At 59.8% G+C, this 18167-nt stretch carries 14 protein-coding genes; 11 read left to right on the top strand and 3 right to left on the bottom strand.

Annotated features, from left to right (window positions below):
* The first annotated feature begins 107 nt into the window (after nucleotides 1–107).
* The 4 genes from GVL50_RS17745 (at nucleotide 108) to GVL50_RS17730 (ending at nucleotide 4458) form a co-directional block, all read left to right on the top strand.
* The gene (locus GVL50_RS17745; RefSeq protein ID WP_064392989.1) at nucleotides 108–1403 is read left to right on the top strand and encodes an MFS transporter; all 1296 of its coding nucleotides are present in this window, start codon (nucleotides 108–110) and stop codon (nucleotides 1401–1403) included.
* A 10-nt stretch (nucleotides 1404–1413) separates the two neighbouring features.
* Nucleotides 1414–2283: a LysR substrate-binding domain-containing protein gene (locus GVL50_RS17740; RefSeq protein ID WP_053121214.1), complete on the top strand. Its 870-nt coding sequence runs from the start codon at nucleotides 1414–1416 to the stop codon at nucleotides 2281–2283.
* A 76-nt stretch (nucleotides 2284–2359) separates the two neighbouring features.
* Entirely contained in the window at nucleotides 2360–3187 is an 828-nt protein-coding gene (gene phnX, locus GVL50_RS17735) for a phosphonoacetaldehyde hydrolase (RefSeq protein ID WP_159814581.1), read from the top strand.
* Nucleotides 3188–3522: 335 nt separating this feature from the next.
* Nucleotides 3523–4458 (top strand): Ppx/GppA family phosphatase, encoded by a 936-nt coding sequence (locus tag GVL50_RS17730; protein WP_159814579.1) that lies wholly within the window; start codon nucleotides 3523–3525, stop codon nucleotides 4456–4458.
* 1010 nt (nucleotides 4459–5468) lie between these two features.
* Here the strand turns inward: GVL50_RS17730 and GVL50_RS17725 are convergent.
* A complete protein-coding gene (locus GVL50_RS17725) occupies nucleotides 5469–6239 on the bottom strand; it encodes an AraC family transcriptional regulator (RefSeq protein WP_053119530.1) in 771 nt (256 codons plus the stop codon).
* Between the two features lie 231 nt (nucleotides 6240–6470).
* Between GVL50_RS17725 and GVL50_RS17720 the strand changes: the two genes are divergently transcribed.
* From GVL50_RS17720 to GVL50_RS17700, 5 genes are all read left to right on the top strand, one after another.
* On the top strand, nucleotides 6471–8096 hold the full coding sequence (locus GVL50_RS17720; RefSeq protein WP_159814577.1) for an APC family permease: 1626 nt from the start codon (nucleotides 6471–6473) through the stop codon (nucleotides 8094–8096).
* 22 nt (nucleotides 8097–8118) lie between these two features.
* Nucleotides 8119–9045, top strand: a complete 927-nt coding sequence (locus GVL50_RS17715) for a 4-hydroxyproline epimerase (RefSeq protein ID WP_159814574.1) — start codon at nucleotides 8119–8121, stop codon at nucleotides 9043–9045.
* A 55-nt stretch (nucleotides 9046–9100) separates the two neighbouring features.
* On the top strand, nucleotides 9101–10048 hold the full coding sequence (locus GVL50_RS17710) for a dihydrodipicolinate synthase family protein (protein ID WP_159814572.1): 948 nt from the start codon (nucleotides 9101–9103) through the stop codon (nucleotides 10046–10048).
* 68 nt (nucleotides 10049–10116) lie between these two features.
* Nucleotides 10117–11709 carry an aldehyde dehydrogenase (NADP(+)) gene (locus GVL50_RS17705; RefSeq protein ID WP_159814570.1) on the top strand — a complete coding sequence of 531 codons (1593 nt, stop codon included), beginning with the start codon at nucleotides 10117–10119 and terminating at the stop codon, nucleotides 11707–11709.
* Entirely contained in the window at nucleotides 11699–12943 is a 1245-nt protein-coding gene (locus tag GVL50_RS17700) for an FAD-binding oxidoreductase (RefSeq protein WP_159814568.1), read from the top strand. The genes GVL50_RS17705 and GVL50_RS17700 overlap by 11 nt, the downstream gene beginning before the upstream one ends.
* 129 nt (nucleotides 12944–13072) lie before the next feature.
* On the opposite strand, the gene GVL50_RS17695 is transcribed toward GVL50_RS17700, so the two are convergent.
* Nucleotides 13073–14002: a Gfo/Idh/MocA family protein gene (locus tag GVL50_RS17695; RefSeq protein ID WP_159814566.1), complete on the bottom strand. Its 930-nt coding sequence runs from the start codon at nucleotides 14000–14002 to the stop codon at nucleotides 13073–13075.
* A gap of 191 nt (nucleotides 14003–14193) precedes the next feature.
* Between GVL50_RS17695 and GVL50_RS17690 the strand changes: the two genes are divergently transcribed.
* Together GVL50_RS17690 and GVL50_RS17685 are read left to right on the top strand one after the other, a co-directional pair.
* Complete coding sequence (locus GVL50_RS17690) at nucleotides 14194–15243, top strand: NAD(P)-dependent alcohol dehydrogenase (RefSeq protein ID WP_159814564.1); 1050 nt, start codon at nucleotides 14194–14196, stop codon at nucleotides 15241–15243.
* 182 nt (nucleotides 15244–15425) lie between these two features.
* Nucleotides 15426–16340 carry a LysR substrate-binding domain-containing protein gene (locus tag GVL50_RS17685; RefSeq protein WP_159814561.1) on the top strand — a complete coding sequence of 305 codons (915 nt, stop codon included), beginning with the start codon at nucleotides 15426–15428 and terminating at the stop codon, nucleotides 16338–16340.
* Between the two features lie 58 nt (nucleotides 16341–16398).
* Here GVL50_RS17685 and GVL50_RS17680 read toward each other — a convergent pair whose 3' ends face one another.
* Complete coding sequence (locus GVL50_RS17680) at nucleotides 16399–18069, bottom strand: BCCT family transporter (RefSeq protein ID WP_159814559.1); 1671 nt, start codon at nucleotides 18067–18069, stop codon at nucleotides 16399–16401.
* Nucleotides 18070–18167 lie beyond the last annotated feature (98 nt).

Here is an 18167-nt window from a genome sequence, read left to right as displayed (position 1 = left end):
CCAAGCACCGCCTGCGGCTCATAGCCGTGGTGATTTCCTGCCGCACCGAAAAAGAGTGCACCCGCCGACGACAAACGGCGGGAACCCACAACAATAAGGAAAAGATCATGAATCGTGCCGAAACAATGCCTGGTCTCGCCGTACGTTCTGCCTCGTTCCGGGTCGCGCAGTGGCGCATGCTGCTGGCGGCGATGTTCTGTTACCTGTTTTTCTACACCGGGCGGCAGACCTTCGGTTTTGCCATTCCGGGGATTCAGGCCGAGTTCGGTTTGAGCAAAGAAACTCTCGGCTGGGCTTCTGCGGCGATGCTCTGGGCCTACGCCATTGGTCAGGCGATCAACGGCAACCTCGCCGATAAATTCGGTGGCCGGCGCATCATGACTCTCGGTGCGGTGTTGTCTTGCGCGGCAAACTGGGTGACCAGTTTTGCCGGCGGTTTCACCAGTCTGATCCTGCCGTGGGGCGTCAACGGATACTTTCAGGCCTTGGGCTGGGCGCCGGGCGGGCGGCTGATTGCCAATTGGTGGGCGGCCGGCGAACGCGGTAAGGTCTATGGCTTCTACACCTTCGCCGCCGGTTGCGCGTCGATTCTGTCGTACGTCACCTCCATCGTCGTGCTCGAAGTGCTGCAACTGGAGTGGCGCTGGATCTTCCGTTTACCGGTACTGCTGATGCTCGCCGGCGGGATCATTTTCTATCTGGTTGCCCGCGAACGCCCGCAGGATCTGGGCTTCGAACCGGTGGGCGATACCGGCGTGGCCAACGCTGACGACAAACATCAGGAAGCCGCGCATGGCGAAGTCGAGACCTCGGCGCAACGCTATAAAGCCGTGTTGAAGAATCCGCGCCTGCTGATCGCCGCGCTGTCACTGGGCTTTCAGAACGCGGCGCGCTACGGCCTGATCGTCTGGGTGCCGGTGCACTTTCTCGGCGCCGACTGGAAAAGCGGTGACGGCATGATCGATCCAAAATGGATCACCGTCGCCCTCCCGGTCGGCATGGCGGTTGGCGCGTTGAGCAACGGCTGGGTGTCGGACAAGCTGTTCGGTTCCAAGCGCTATCTGGCGATCATGCTCTACATGTTCCTTGGCGCCGCGACGAGTTTGTGGATGTGGAGCCTGCCGCCGCACAGCGTGATCGGCCTGGTCGCGTTGTTCCTTTGCGGCTTCTTCGTTTATGGCCCGGCGTCGAGTTTCTGGGCGCTGTGCCCGGATCTGGTCGGTGCCAAACGCGCCGGCACCGCAACCGGGATCATGAACTTTTCGTCCTATCTGTTTGCCGGCCTGGCCGAGCCTTTGATCGGTCGTTTGCTTGACACCACGGCAAACACGTCTCTCATCTTCATAGTGGTCACCAGCGCCTGCCTGTGCAGCGCTGCAGTGGCATTGTTCATTCGACGCTGATGGGGCTTGCATGTACCAGTATCACAAGTGGTTGCGTTCGTTTCATGCGGTGGCGAAAACCGGCAGCTTCACCCTCGCGGCGGAGTACCTCAGCGTCGGTCAGCCGACCGTCAGCGAGCAGGTCAACGCACTGGAGAAAACCTTCTCGGTCGAGCTGTTCCATCGGCGCGGGCGCTACATCGAGATGAGTTCCGCCGGGCACAAGCTCTACGCAATCACTCAAGGTTTGTTCGGCCAGGAGGACGAAGCGGTGCAGCTGCTGCAGAGTTTCAAGCAACGCAAGAACGGCATGCTGCGGCTCGGCGCGGTGTCGCCGCCGATTGCGATGAATCTGACCTACGAGCTGATGCAGCGGCACCCGGACATCGAACTGGAAACCTCGTTTTCCTCGGAAAAGGAAACCCTCGCGCGGCTGTTCAACTTCGATATCGACGTGGCGATTCTGGCGTTGTCGGAATTCGATGAGCGCTTCCACACCCGGTTGTATCACCGCTATCCGATTATTGCCGTGGTACGCGATGACCATCCGTGGGCCAGCCAGTCGCAGGTTCACATCAGCGAAATCAGCCGCGAGAAATGGGTGATGCGCGAGCAAAGTGCGCGCACCCGGCAACTGGTCGAAGAAAGCTGCAAGCGCCTCGACATCGACCTCAACCGCGTCATGCAACTGAACAGCCGCGAAGCCATCGTGCACGCGATCGTCAAAGGCATCGGCATCGGTTTCGTCTCGGCCGTCGAGTACGCCGAAACCCCGGGCACCACGCCGATCACCTTTGTCGATCACCCGTTTTTCATCGAATACCACCTGTGCTGCCTCGGCATCCGCCGCAACCGACCGGTGATTGCCGAACTGTTTGATTCGAATCCACCGCTGACCTGATCAGCATTGACCCTTGAAACCGCCTACCTCATTGCCGAGGGACGGCCCACGCTTACCCGAAAACGGAGATTTGACCATGCAGTACAAAAACCCGACTCACCTGCAAGCCGCGATCCTTGACTGGGCCGGCACCGTTGTCGATTTCGGCTCGTTCGCGCCGACGCAGATTTTTGTCGAGGCCTTTGCCGAGTTCGGCGTCGCGGTATCGCTTGAGGAAGCGCGCGGCCCGATGGGCATGGGCAAATGGGATCACATCCGCACGTTGTGCAACCTGCCGCAGATCGCCGAGCGCTATCGCGCCGCGTTCGATCGCTTGCCGAGTGATGAAGATGTGACAGCGATCTACGAGCGTTTCATGCCGTTGCAGATCGAGAAAATCGCCCTGCATTCGGCGGTGATTCCCGGTGCGCTCGAAGCAATTGCGGCGTTGCGTGACAAGGGTTTAAAGATTGGTTCGTGCTCCGGGTATCCGGCGGTGGTGATGGCCAAGGTTGTCGAGCTGGCGCGGGACAATGGTTACGTGGCTGACCATGTCGTTGCCACCGATGAAGTGCCGAATGGCCGGCCGTATCCGGCGCAGTCGTTGGCCAACGTGATTGCCTTGGGCATCGATGATGTGGCCGCGTGCGTCAAGGTTGATGACACCTGGCCGGGGATTCTCGAAGGGCGTAGCGCGGGGATGTGGACGGTGGCGTTGACTTGCTCGGGCAACGCGCTCGGATTGACCTACGAACAGTTCAAAGCGTTGCCGTCGGATCGTCTCGCGGAAGAACGTGAGCGCATCGGCAAGATGTTCGCGCCATCGCGTCCGCATTACTTGATCGACACCATTGCCGATTTGCCTGAAGTGATTGAAGACATCAACGCGCGCCTGGCCCGAGGCGAAACCCCACAAGCCTGCTGACACCTGATCATTCCCACGCTCTGCGTGGGAATGCAGCCCGTGACGCTCCGCGTCACTGGACGCAGAGCGTCCCTAGAGGCGTTCCCACGCGGAGCATGGGAACGATCGGTGGCCTCGCTCAAATCGCAGGCAAAAAAAAGCTGCCAAAACTGGCAGCAGAAACTTCAAGAACACGCGATGTATTGACCCCAGCATAGACGCTGAATAATGACAGTGTCATGACAGCGACAAATTCACCGAACCGCCCCTGCCCGTCATCAGGATGTCATCAACGCAACGGCAGAATCCTCGCAAACCGTCTTGAGCCTTCCGGCGGATATTCAGCAAGGATTCCCATGAAACCAGACGCCCCGCTGTTTGCCGCCATCGACCTGGGTTCGAATGCCTTTCGTTTGATGATCGGCCAGTCGCTGCGCAGTCGCAAAGGCCTGCTGATTCAGGAAGTGAAAACCCTGCGCGAACCGGTGCGCCTCGCCGAAGGTTTTGACGGCGGCGCGCTGGATGCGCTGGCACTGGATCGGGGCTGGCAGGCATTGGCGCGGTTCGGCAAGAAATTGCGCGGTTTCGAGGCCGGTCGGGTTCGTGCGGTGGCGACCAGTGCCGTCCGTGAGGCAGACAATGCGCAGTTGTTTTTGGCCAGCGCCGAGCGGCATCTGGGTTTTCCCATTGATGTGATTTCCGGACAAGAAGAAGCACGCCTTGTGTATGTCGGTGTGGCGCATGCCCTGCCGGGTGCTGAAGACATGCGTCTGGTGGTGGATATTGGCGGCGGTTCCACCGAACTGATTCTCGGCCAGGGCTCGCAAGCGTTGCTGACCGAAAGCATCGCGATTGGCAGCGGCACGTTGAGTACGCGGTTCTTTCGCGGCGGTGATATTTCTGCCGGCGCCCTGCAAGAAGCCGAACGTTTCGCCATCCTGCAATTTGAACGGGTTGCCCGGCGTTATCGGAGTCAGGGTTGGCAGCAGACCATCGGCTCGTCGGGTACCGCGCGCATGCTGGCCAAAGTGCTCAAGGCCAATCACCTCAATGACTTCGGCAAGGACGGCATCACCTACGCCGGCCTGTTGCGCCTGGCCCTGCTTCTGCTGAAAGTGAGCAATGTGCAACAGCTGCACCTCGCCGGCCTGCAACCGCACCGCCAAAGCATCCTGCCCGGCGGATTGGTATTGATGCTCGCGGCGTTCAAAGTATTCGGCATCTCGCAAATGGCCCCCTCCGAACCCGGCCTGCGCCTCGGCGTCCTGCACGGCCTGATGAGCAAGCATTGATCCCTTGTAGGAGTGAGCCTGCTCGCGAAAGCGTCTGCTCAGCCACATCGATGCTGGATGTGCCGCCCCCTTCGTGAGCAAGCCCACTCCCACTTTGGTTCTGTGCCAGTCAATGCATCCGCATACGCCTCTAGTCCCTGTGGGAGCGGGTTTGCCAGCGATGAGGCCGGCACACCAAAATCCGGCAGTGTTGACCATTAGGCCGAGTGTCAGCTCGCCTGCTCTTGATATTGATTCACAGGCCCCGTCGGAAGGCTGAGTGGAGGGATTTATCCGGGGGTGGGAGCGCAGCGACCGTTTGGCGCAGCCAAATGCATCGAGAGGAGGTGCAGCGCAGCAAACCGGAGGCGATGCGCCCGGATGAATTCCGGAGCGAAGGAACCCCGAGCCCCAGCGAGCGGGCCGAACGCTGGGGCAAAGCCTTTTGGGTTACCTTTTCGGCGTCTGGAAAAGGTGACCCGCCGTAAGGGCGGAACCCTAAGCCGCCGTTACCACAGCAATGGATATGTACTCAGTCAACAAAAACCCAGCCGCCCAACCCGACGCCTTCGCGAGCAAGCTCGGCTCCTACAAAAGCAAAAACAACATCAAAAGATCGCAGCTTTCGGCAGCTCCTACACAGGATGAGCGCAAGCTCGGCTGCAGCTTTTGATCTTGCGCTACCCGCCCCGTCGGAAGGCTGAGTGGAGGGATTGATCCGGGGGTGGGAGCGCAGCGACCGTTTGGCGCAGCCAAACACATCGAGAGGAGGTGCAGCGCAGCAAACCGGAGGCGATGCGCCCGGATGAATTCCGGAGCGAAGGAACCCCGAGCCCCAGCGAGCGGGCCGAACGCTGGGGCAAAGCCTTTTGGGTTACCTTTTCGGCGTTTGGAAAAGGTGACCCGCCGTAAGGGCGGAACCCTAAGCCGCCGTTACCGCAGCAATGGATATGTACCCAGTCAACAAAAACCCAGCCGCCCAACAGGACGCCATCGCCAGCAGGCTAGCTCCCACAGAGAATTACAGTCATTCACTGAGAAGTGGCCTGTCGGTACTGGCGAGGGGTAAAGCCTGTAGAGGCCTTGAACTGGCGAGTGAACGCACTGTGATCGGTGTACCCGCATTGCAGCGCAACGTCAGTGATCGGCAAATCGCTATGCAACAAGCGATGCGCATGCTCCAGCCGCACTTTCTGAATCATCTGCCGAGGCGTCAAATGGAACACGCGCTTACAGTAACGCTCCAGTTGCGCAACGGAAATACCAGCAATCCGGGTCAATTCCACCAAAGTCACCCGACGATTGAAATTCGCCCGAATGTGCTCATCGACAGCCGCCAATCGCTCAAACGCCGGATGCGTTTCACTGGCCGATTGCAGATCCACCGAAATCCCCGCCAGCCCAATAATCACCCCGTCACGGTTATACAGCGGCTGTTTGTGCGTCAGGCACCAGCCCGGTTCGCGACTGCCGTACAGGTGTAGCTCAAGCTGATCCTCCAGCACAAAGCCCTCCTCCAGCACTTTGCGATCCTGCTCGGTATAGCCCGGGCCTAGTTGCGCCGGGAACACCTGCGCACTGGTTTTACCGAGCAACGGACGCAAATCCTTCAAGCCACAACGTTGCACCAAGGTGCGGTTGGCGAGCACGTAACGCGCCTGCGTGTCCTTGATGAAAATCGCCGCATTGGGGATCACGTCGAGCATCGGCAACAGCAGCGCCGCACCGGCCAGTAACTCCTCCAGGGTCTGCGGACGATGGCCGCCGATGCCTTGGGACAGGATCGAAAACGCTTGCTGCATTACGGATTCCTCTTCAAACGCGGATCGGCCAAGTGCCCGCCCTGCGGCGTTCGCGTGCAGATTGCAGGATCAATGCAGGACTGTCGAGGGCCGCGATTAATCTGCGCCATTGTGCTGATTTCGTCATCCAACCCGCCGCAAAACATCAATCGCCATGCCGTCGATGAGTTCAAAGTCTGGCCGTCCCAGTGACACAACTGCCTATCCAATAACTCACAAGAAGGCGATGCCATGTCAGGCCAAGGCAAGTTCAAAAAACAGCTTTCACTGATCGACCTCACATTTATCGGGCTCGGAGCGATCTTCGGTTCCGGCTGGTTGTTCGCGGCCAGTCACGTGTCGGCGATTGCCGGGCCGGCGGGGATTTTCTCCTGGTTGCTGGGCGGTTTTGCCGTGTTGTTGCTGGGCATCGTTTACTGCGAACTGGGCGCGGCTTTACCGCGTGCCGGCGGCGTGGTGCGTTACCCGGTTTACTCCCACGGGCCGCTGCTCGGCTACCTGATGGGCTTCATCACCCTGATCGCGTTTTCCAGTCTGGTGGCGATCGAAGTAGTTGCCTCGCGCCAATACGCGGCGGCATGGTTTCCCGAGCTGACCCAGACGGGCAGCGGCAACCCGACGATCCTCGGCTGGATGGTGCAGTTCGGCCTGCTCTGCGTGTTTTTCCTGCTCAACTACCGCAGCGTGAAGACCTTCGCCAAGGCCAACAATCTGGTCAGCGTGTTCAAGTTCATCGTGCCGCTGCTGGTGATCGGCGTGCTCTTCACCTTCTTCAAACCGGCCAACTTCCAGGTGCAAGGTTTTGCGCCGTTTGGCTTGTCCGGTATCGAAATGGCAGTGTCGGCGGGCGGCGTGATTTTCGCCTATCTGGGGCTGACGCCGATCATCTCTGTGGCCAGCGAAGTAAAGAATCCGCAGCGCACCATTCCTATCGCGCTGATTCTCTCGGTGCTGCTGTCGACGCTGATTTATGTGCTGCTGCAAATGGCCTTTCTCGGCAGCATCCCCACCGAAATGCTCGCCAATGGCTGGGCCGGGATCAGCAAGGAATTTTCCCTGCCTTATCGCGACATCGCTCTGGCGCTTGGCGTGGGTTGGCTGGCCTATCTGGTGGTCGCCGACGCGGTGATCTCGCCAAGCGGTTGCGGCAACATCTACATGAACGCCACGCCGCGCGTGATCTACGGTTGGGCGCAGACTGGCACCTTCTTCAAAGTCTTCACCCACATCGACGAGAAATCCGGCATCCCGCGCCCGGCGCTGTGGCTGACCTTTGCCCTGTCGGTGTTCTGGACGCTGCCGTTCCCGTCGTGGGAAGCGCTGATCAACGTGGTCTCCGCCGCGCTGGTGCTGAGTTACGCCGTGGCGCCCGTGACGGTGGCAGCGTTGCGCCGCAATGCGCCGAACATGCCGCGTCCGTTCCGGGTCAAGTGCATGGGCGTGCTCGGGCCGGTGTCGTTCATCATCGCCGCGCTGATCGTTTACTGGTCGGGCTGGAACACCGTGTCGTGGCTGCTTGGCCTGCAAATTCTGATGTTCGTTGTGTACCTGCTGTGCGGCCGTTTCGTGCCGACCGCGCACCTTAATCTGGCCAGCCAGGTGCGCTCCTCGGCGTGGTTGATCGCCTTCTACGCGGTAACGATTGTGCTGTCGAAACTCGGCACCTTTGGTGGCCTCGGCATCCTCGCTCATCCGTTCGACACCATTGTCGTCGCCGTTTGCGCCACCGGTATTTATTACTGGGGCGCCGCGACGGGCGTACCGGCGCACCTGCTGCGTCTGGAAGAAGACGATGAAGAAAGCGAAGTCGCCGCCCCTGCCTCGACCGTGACCGTGCGCCCTGCCGGCGCCTACTGAAATCATCCAACGGGATCTATTCATGAAAGAAGTACACGTCATTGATTCCCACACCGGCGGTGAACCCACGCGTCTGGTGATGAGCGGTTTCCCCGATCTGGCCGGCACCACGATGGTGGAAAAGCGCGATGCCCTGCGCAATCAGCACGATGCCTGGCGCCGTGCCTGCCTGCTGGAACCGCGCGGTAACGATGTGCTGGTCGGCGCGCTGTATTGCCAACCGGTGTCGCCGGACGCCACGTGCGGGGTGATTTTTTTCAACAACGCCGGCTACCTCGGCATGTGCGGCCACGGCACCATCGGCCTGATCAACTCGTTGCAGTACCTGGGAAAAATCCAGCCGGGCGTGCACAAGATCGACACACCGGTCGGCCCGGTCAGCGCCACGTTGCATGACGACGGCTCGGTCACGCTGGGCAACGTCCCTGCTTACCGTCATCGCAAACAAGTGCCGGTGGATGTGCCGGGATTCGGCCGCGTCTTCGGCGATATCGCCTATGGCGGCAACTGGTTCTTCCTCGTTTCCGAACACGGCCAGACGCTGACGATGGACAACGTCGAACACCTCACCGCCTACACCTGGGCGATGCTCAAGGCCCTCGAAGACCAAGGTATTTACGGCGAAGACGGTGCGGTGATCGACCACATCGAACTGTTCGCCGATGACGCTAACGCCGACAGCCGCAACTTCGTCATGTGCCCCGGCAAAGCCTACGACCGCTCCCCGTGCGGCACCGGAACCAGCGCCAAACTCGCTTGCCTCGCCGCCGACGACAAGCTGCAACCCGGCGCGATCTGGGTGCAGGCGAGCATCACCGGCAGCCAATTCGAAGGCCGCTTCGAATGGGAGGGCGAGCGCATTCGCCCGTACATCACCGGACGCGCTTACATGACCGCCGACAGCACCTTGCTGATCGACGAAACAGACCCGTTCGCGTGGGGCATTTAAACCGCCACGCAGACTTTTCACCTCAATTTGAACGATGTGCCAAGGAGTTAAAACAATGAGCGATAACATCTTCACCGGTTGCATGCCGGCCCTGATGACCCCGTGCACCGCCCAGCGCAAACCGGACTTCGACGCGCTGGTGGCCAAGGGTCGCGAACTGATCGATATCGGCATGAGCGCCGTGGTGTATTGCGGCTCGATGGGTGACTGGCCGCTGCTCACCGAGGCCGAGCGGCAGGAAGGCGTGGCGCGTCTGGTGGCGGCGGGTATTCCAACGATTGTCGGCACCGGCGCGGTGAATTCCCGTGAAGCAGTCGCCCACGCGGCGCATGCGGCAAAAGTCGGCGCGCAAGGTTTGATGGTGATTCCCCGCGTACTGTCCCGTGGCGCTTCGGCGACTGCGCAAAAGGCCCACTTCGCAGCCATTCTGCAAGCGGCGCCGAACCTGCCGGCGGTGATCTACAACAGCCCTTACTACGGCTTCGCCACCCGCGCCGACCTGTTCTTCGAACTGCGCCGCGAGTTCCCGAACCTGATCGGCTTCAAGGAATTTGGCGGCGGCGCCGACCTGCGCTACGCCGCTGAAAACATCACCTCCAAAGATGAAAACGTGACGCTGATGGTCGGCGTCGACACGCAAGTGGTGCACGGTTTCGTCAACTGCAACGCCACCGGCGCAATCACCGGCATCGGCAACGCCCTGCCTCGCGAAGTGCTGCAATTGGTCGCGCTGAGCAAGAAGGCTGCCCAAGGAGACGCGAAGGCGCGGCGTCAGGCGCGGGAGCTGGAATCGGCATTGGCGGTGCTGTCGTCGTTCGATGAAGGCTGCGACCTGGTGCTGTATTACAAGCATCTGATGGTGCTCAACGGCGACAGGGAATACACCCTGCACTTCAACGAAACCGATGCGTTGAGCGACTCGCAACGGCGTTACGCCGAGAAGCAGTACGCGCTGTTCCGTCACTGGTACGAGAACTGGTCGGCGGAACAAAACTTCGCCTGATCCTTGCTTTCGCCTGCCGTGAAGTTTTTAGCTCACGGCGGGCATCACTTTCTTATCGGGAAAACACCATGACGCTGACGGGCCACATGCTGATCGGGCAGCACATTATCGCGGGTAATCGCGAAGCCATTCGGGGCATCAACCCGGCCACGAACGCCACGCTGGAACCGGCGTATGCCGGCGGTTCAGCGGAACATGTCGAGCAGGCTTGCGCATTGGCCTGGGCGGCGTTCGACGCTTATCGCGAGACAACCCTGAATGTCCGCGCCGAATTTCTTGAAAGCATTGCCGTGGCAATCGAAGCCCTCGGCGATGAATTGATCGACCGCGCCATGGCTGAAACCGGCCTGCCGCGCCCTCGCCTGCTGGGTGAACGCGGGCGCACTTGCCAACAATTGCGAATGTTCGCGCGCACCGTGCGCGCGGGCGAATGGCTGGATGTGCGCGTCGACAACGCGCAGCCGGATCGTCAACCGATGCCGCGTTCGGATCTGCGTCAACGGCAGATTGCGCTGGGGCCGGTGGCGGTGTTCGGCGCGAGTAATTTTCCCTTGGCGTTTTCGGTGGCGGGCGGCGATACGGCATCGGCGCTGGCGGCCGGCTGCCCGGTGATCGTCAAGGCGCACAGTGCGCATCCCGGCACCAGTGAACTGGTTGGCCGCGCGGTGGCACGGGCGGTGAAAACCTGTGGTTTGCCGCAAGGCGTGTTTTCGCTGCTGTACGGTTCCGGGCGCGAAGTCGGTATCGCGCTGGTCAGCGATCCACGCATCAAAGCAGTCGGTTTTACTGGCTCGCGCAGCGGTGGTCTGGCGCTGATGCAAGCGGCGCAGTCGCGGCCCGAGCCGATTCCGGTGTATGCGGAAATGAGTTCGATCAACCCGGTGCTGCTGTTTCCGGCGGCATTACAGAAGCGCACTCAGGCATTGGCCGATGGGTTTGTGGCTTCGCTGACATTGGGCGCCGGGCAGTTTTGTACCAACCCGGGATTGGTGATTGCGCTGAAAAGTACAGCGCTAGACAGTTTTATCGCCGCTACGGCCGAGCGGATTAAAAACAGTCCGGCGCAGACAATGCTCACCCCGGGGATCTTCAACGCCTATGAATCGGCGGTGAATGCACTGGCGGATAACACTCGGGCGAGTGTGGCTGGCATCGGCCAGATCGGCAGCGGCCCAAATCAGGGCCAGGCGCATGTATTTGTCAGCGACGCCGCCGATTTCCTCGCTGATCACAATCTGCAGGGCGAAGCCTTTGGCGCCGCATCGTTGATCGTGCAATGCGCCAGCGTGGATGAAATGCGGGAAGTCACCGAGCGTCTGGAAGGTCAGTTGACCGCGACGCTGCACCTTGATGATGAAGACCTTGATCACGCCCGCGCGCTGCTGCCGACACTGGAGCGCAAGGCCGGACGCTTGCTGGTGAATGGCTGGCCGACCGGCGTCGAAGTCTGCGATGCAATGGTGCACGGCGGGCCTTTCCCGGCGACGTCAGACTCGCGCACAACGTCGGTGGGCACGGCGGCGATCCTGCGTTTTCTGCGCCCGGTCTGTTATCAGGATTTCCCCGACAGCTTGTTGCCGACAGCACTTAAACACGCCAATCCGTTGCACCTGAGTCGCCTGCTCGATGGGCACAGGGAAGCACTGACCAATGACGAATAACGTCTCCCACGACATCGCTGTGGTCGGCGCCGGCATCATCGGCGTCGCCTGCGCCTTGCGCTTTGCGCGCCAGGGTTTGCGCGTGGTCGTCATCGATCAACAGCTACCGGGCCACGGCGCTTCTTTCGGCAACGCCGGGCATCTGGCGACCGAACAGGTGTTCCCGATTGCCGATGCGTCGATCCTCAAACGCCTGCCGGCCATGCTGCTCGACCCGATGGGGCCGTTGCGGCTGGACTGGAAATACCTGCCCCGCGCCTTGCCGTGGTTCACGCGGCTGCTCTTGAACCTGCGGGCGGAACCGTTTCAGAAAACCGTGGCCGGATTACGCGCGCTGAATGAAAGCAGTCTGGATGCCTGGCAGCGCTTGCTCGTCGACATCCAGCGGCCGGACTTGCTGAAAGTCGACGGCTCGTTGCTGGTGTTCGAACGCCCGGAATCACGTCAGGCCATCGGCGCGTTGCAAGCTCGATTGCGACAGCAGGAAGTACCTGTCGATTATTGGCAGGCCAAGGCGATTCAGGACACGGCGCCGCAACTCAGCGAGCAGATTCAGGGCGGTTTGTTTTTTCCGCGCACCGGGCATTTCATCGACCCGTACCGGGTGGTGTGCGAATTGGTTGAAGCGGCGAAAGCCTGCGGCGTGAGTTTTCTGCAGCAGCAGGTGCAGGGAGGCCATGTTCAGGAAAACGGCGTTTCGCTGATTACCGGAAATGGTGGCTTGACCGCAAGCCGCGTGCTGATTGCCTGCGGCGCGCACTCGGCGAAACTGACCGCTGCGCTGACCGGCAAAAAAGTACCGCTGGACACCGAGCGCGGTTATCACCTGATGTTGCCGCAGGAACAGGGTCGACTGCCCTTCCCGGTCACCTCGCTGGAACGCAAGTTCATCATGACGCCGATGACCGAAGGGTTGCGGCTGGCGGGTACGGTTGAGTTCGCCGGGCTGGAGAAACCACCGAGCATGGAGCGCGCGTGGCAGTTGCATCGGTTGAGTCAGGGCTTGTTTCGCACGGATCTGAGTGCTGAAGCGGCGACACCGTGGATGGGCTTTCGGCCGTCATTGCCGGATTCGCTGCCGGTGATTGATCAGGTGTGCGGGGGCAAGGTGTTGCTTGCGTTTGGTCATCAGCATTTGGGGCTGACGCAGGCGGCGGTGACGGCGGAGATGGTTGTCGGGATGGCGTTGAGTGAGTTGCCAAGAAGCGAACCTTACAGACTTGACCGTTTCTAAAAATCTGTGGGAGCGGGCTTGCTCGCGAAGGCGTCCGTTCAGCCACTCTGATTGCTGAATGACACACCGCATTCGCGAGCAAGCCCGCTCCCACATTTGGAATTTGTCAGGCCATAAAATTTGGTTTCTTCAGGCGTCGTAGAAAGGGGCGACCGATACCCGGCTACCGACAAAGAAACTGTCCGCCACCAACCGCAACGGCTGCAAATCCAGATCACTGCCCTTCTCGGCAATCAACTGCTGAAAATGCCGATACACCGCCGCGTACTCACCCTCTTCCGATACGGCCTGACGCACGCCATCAATACTCAACAGCGCCCCACCGTTATCCAATCGCAGCACGCCTTCCTTGCAACGAACCTCAATACTCCACAACTCATCGTGCCCATGATCAAAATCAAACTCCGCCCGCACATCGAGCTGCTGCGCATTCGACATTTTGATCGAAGCGGCAATCGGTGATTGGCAGTTTTCCGGCACGCGCAGTTCTGCGGATTCGACAAACAGCGGCAGCGCCAAAAGGTGAGTGACAATCGACAAGGCATTGATGCCCGGGTCGAATACGCCGAGGCCGCCGGGTTGCCAGATCCACGTCTGGCCGGGGTGCCACTTGCGCACGTCTTCTTTCCAGTCGATCTGTACGCTTTGCAAAGTTCGCGTAGCGAGCCAGTCACGGGCGATTTCGATGCCCGGCGCATAGCGTGAATGCCAGGCAAACAAGGCACTGACGCCCTGCTCTTTTGCCTGATCGACCAAGGCCATGGCCTCGCCCAACGTTGCGCACGGCGGCTTTTCCACCAGCACATGTTTGCCCGCCGCCAGCGCTTGCTGCACCAGGGCAAAGCGACCTTGCGGCGGCGTGCAAAAGGCAATCGCATCCACCGGCGGGCCATTTTCGAGCAACTCGCTCAGCGACTGAAAATTCTCTACGCCAGCGCAGGGTTTGCCTTGGGTGGCGACGGACACCAACTGGAATGCGCGGTTGACGTTGATCGCCGGGACGTGTTGATCCTGAGCAATCTTGCCGTAGCCCACCAGACCGAGACGGATTGGTTGCATCAATGACTCCTGCTTGAGTTTTTTGTTTTATGCAGCGAACCGGCAGATTACCCGCAAACGCCGCGAGCGTCTGTCACCGCAAAGTCACAACGGCGCACAGGATCAGGCAAGGATCGCACAGGAATGCACTACTTCCCGGCCCACCGAAAAGCGAAGAATGTCACCACGACAAACCGATTGAGGATGTTCCCATGCTTGTACAAGCCTACGGCGCCCACGCTGGCGACAACCCCCTTGAGCCCATGCAGATCAACCGCCGCGCCCCGGCGGCCCATGATGTGCAGATCGATATCGCCTTCTGCGGCATCTGCCATTCGGACTTGCACCAGGTGCGCGCGGAATGGGCCGGCACGCAATTCCCTTGTGTGCCGGGGCATGAAATTGTCGGTCGGGTGTCAGCAGTTGGCGCGCATGTCAGCGATTACAAGGTGGGCGATCTGGTCGGCGTCGGTTGCATCGTCGACAGCTGCAAACACTGCGACGACTGTGAGTCCGGGCTGGAAAACTACTGCGACGGCATGATCGGCACCTACAACTTCCCGACCCCGGACGCACCGGGCTGGACGATGGGCGGTTACGCGCAAAACATCGTCGTGCATGAACGCTACGTGTTGCGCATCCGCCATCCCGAAGCGCAACTGGCCGCCGTCGCGCCGCTGCTGTGCGCGGGCATCACCACTTATTCACCGCTGCGTCACTGGAACGCCGGGCCGGGCAAGAAGGTCGGCGTGGTTGGCATCGGTGGTTTGGGCCACATGGGCATCAAACTGGCGCATGCCTTGGGCGCGCGCGTTGTGGCGTTCACTACTTCGGAATCCAAGCGCGAAGCGGCGTTGGCGCTGGGTGCCGATGAAGTGGTGGTTTCTCGCAATCCTGAGGAAATGGCTGCGCACGCGAAGAGTTTCGATTTGATCCTCAACACTGTCGCGGCGCCGCATGATCTCGATGCGTTTCTGGTGCTGCTCAAACGTGACGGTGCCTTGACCCTCGTCGGCGCGCCGGCCACGTCGCACCCAGCGCCGAACGTGTTCAATCTGATCATGAAACGCCGCACGATTGCGGGTTCGATGATTGGCGGTATTGCTGAAACTCAGGAGATGCTGGATTTCTGTGCCGAGCACGGCATCGTTTCGGATATCGAATTGATCCGGGCGGATCAGATCAATGCCTCGTATGAGCGGATGCTCAAGGGTGATGTGAAGTATCGGTTTGTGATCGATAACGCGACGTTGGCCGGCTAAACATCAAATCGGTGGCAGCGCTGTCGTAGCGGCGCTGCCATCGTAATCTCATCGAATCTGCCATTCCCGCATTGCCTTCTGTCGTCATCTGCACTGATCGGTCACAAAAAAGTAGCGGCGGTTTGGCGCCTTCTGCACAATCCGCGAACGCTGCACAAAACCTATAAAAAAGTGATCGCCTGATGAAACTGCAACCGCTGCCACCGCTCAACAGTCTGGTGGCATTCGAGGCCGCCGCCCGGCATTTGAGCTTTACCTTGGCCGCCCGTGAACTCAACGTCACGCAAGGCGCAATCAGCCGACAGATTCGTGTGCTCGAGGATTATCTGGGCACACCGCTGTTCGCGCGTACCACGCGTGAAATCAACCTGACCGTCACTGGCAAAAAGTACTGTGAAAGCGTGCGCGAGAATCTGCAACAGCTCGCCCACGCGACGGCCGGTGTCCGCCATTGGCGTGGCGCGCAGCAGGTGACGGTGGTGACCAGCACCGCGATGGCGTCGCTATGGCTATTGCCGCTGGTCTCGGAATTTCAGCGACAGAACGAAGAAATTGACCTGCGCATTATCGCTACGGATCAGATCAGCGATTTCTCGCGCCTTGATTGTGATCTGGCGCTGTATTACTGCAGCACACCACCGAAGAATATGCTGGTTACGCCGCTGTTCAGTGAGGAAATTTTCCCGGTGTGCAGCCCTGCCTATCTCGCTCAGCACCCAGAAATCAGTGATCCACAGCACTTGGGTGAATGCACCTGGCTGTGGCTGGAGGATCCGCAAAGTGACTGGATCGGCTGGAAGGACTGGTTTGATCATTTGGGCTACCCGGTGCCGACACCGCGACGGCGGATCAACATCAATAGCTATTCAATGCTGATTCAATCGGCGCTCGCCGGACAAGGCATTGCGTTGGCTTGGTCGAACCTGATGGGAGACCATCTGCACAACGGCAATCTGGTTAAACCGATTGATGTGTATCTTCGCACCGATGCGCAGTTCTGCATGCTCGAGCCCATGGGCCGAGCAGCGAACAGACAAAGCGTCAATCGCTTCCGGCAGTGGTTGATGAGCCATCTTGGGCAAACGATCGCAGCTTGAAAAAAAGGCACCGGCGATATAAACGCCGGTGCCTTTTTACTTCTGAAAAACTGTCAATTCACGCCAGTTCGCGGGGCGCCATTACCGCTGCGAAAGCGCCGTTCTCCGCTTGCGTTGTCGGATCGTTGGCGGTGGCGCGCATCACCATCAGACCCTCGACCGAACTCATGGTATCGGCCCGCAGGCTGCGGATCAGACTGTAGACAGTGACCAAGAGAAACACGGCGATGGGCAGGCCGATAATGATGCTTGCCATCTGAATTGCCACCAGCCCTCCAGCGAGCAATAACCCGCCGGCAATCGCCCCCTCCAGCACACACCACAACACCCGAATCCAGTTGGGCGGGTTGATACTGCCGACCGAGTTGAGCATGCACAGCACTTGCGTCCCGGCATCGGCCGCCGTGACGAAATGCACGGCCAGCAACAAACAAACGATCACACAAAGGATAGCGCCAGTGACCGGGCCGTCCAGCCGCTCCAGCAACGTGAACATCGCGGCGGTGGTTTCTTTTTGGGTCGCTTGCAGTACCGGGCCGCCGGTAAATGGCTGCGCTTCAACCTGCTCGGCCACCGGCAATTGTGCATGGGCATGACGGGCCTGCTGCTCGTCTTTTAATGCCGCCCCGCCGAATACCGACATCCACAAAATGGTCACCAGCGTCGGCACCACTAACGCCCCGAGAATAAGTTCGCGAATGGTTCGTCCCTTGGAAATCCGCGCGATGAACAAGCCTACGAACGGCCCCCACGTCATCCACCAGGGCCAGTAAAAGGCTGTCCAGCTGTTCTGCCACGGCGTGTCGGCCTGGGTGTCGGTCCAGAAACTCAGACCGACAATGTGCTGGACGTAATCGCCCATCGATTCAAAGAAAAAATTGAGGATATAGCGCGTCGGGCCCAGGCACAGCACCACCAACATCAGCCCGAATGACAGCCACATGTTCAAGGTCGACAGGCGTTTCATGCCTTTGGACAAACCCGCCACCAGCGACACCGCTGCGATGAAGCTGACAAATGCAATGATCGACAGTTGAAAACCGATGCTCACCGGTATCTGAAACACCTGATGCAGACCGGTATTGATTTGCACCACGCCAAGGCCCAGGGATTGCGAGACACCAAACGCGGTGATTGCCACGCCGAGGATGTCGACCACGTGACCGATCGGCCCATAGATACGTTTGCCAATCAACGGATAAAGGATCGAGCGCAGCGCCAGCGGCAAGCCTTTGCAATAAGCAAAATAAGCCAGGCTGACGCCAATCATGGTGAAGATCGCCCACGGGTGCAGGCCCCAGTGAAACAGCGTCAGGCGCATCGCAACCGTTGCCGCTTCATCACTCAGACCCGGCGCGAAGGGGTTATTGGCGTAATGCAGAACGGGTTCGGCAACCGACCAGAAGATCAAGCCAATGCCCATGCCGGCACTGAAGAGCATCGCAATCCATGCGCTGAAACTGAACTCCGGAACGTCATGTTCTCGACCCAGTTTGAGTGCGCCGTAACGGCTGCACGCAATCATCAGCAACACGCCAAGCAGGCCGCTGACCAGGGCCAGATAAAACCATTTGAAGTTGTGGAGGATGGCGTCGGATGCGGTCTTGAACACCACCGTTGCCTGATCGCCTTTTAACGCGCAGAGCAGAACGAAGGCAACGACCATGGCAACCGACACGATAGTCACGGTTGGATTGAGCCCTTTGAAGAGGCCACTTTTGGCACGCATCAGCTATCTCCCTTGTTTTTGTAGTAGGCGCTGTACGGGATTTTTTGTAGGCAACGTCTGTCACCCATTGCGCGACCAACAATGAGCGAGCCATCGGC

It is taken from the genome of Pseudomonas sp. 18058, assembly GCF_902706155.1.
Lineage (GTDB): Bacteria > Pseudomonadota > Gammaproteobacteria > Pseudomonadales > Pseudomonadaceae > Aquipseudomonas > Aquipseudomonas rustica.
The sequence above is the reverse complement of the archived record's forward strand: the minus strand, read 5'-3'. Positions and strand labels throughout refer to the sequence as shown.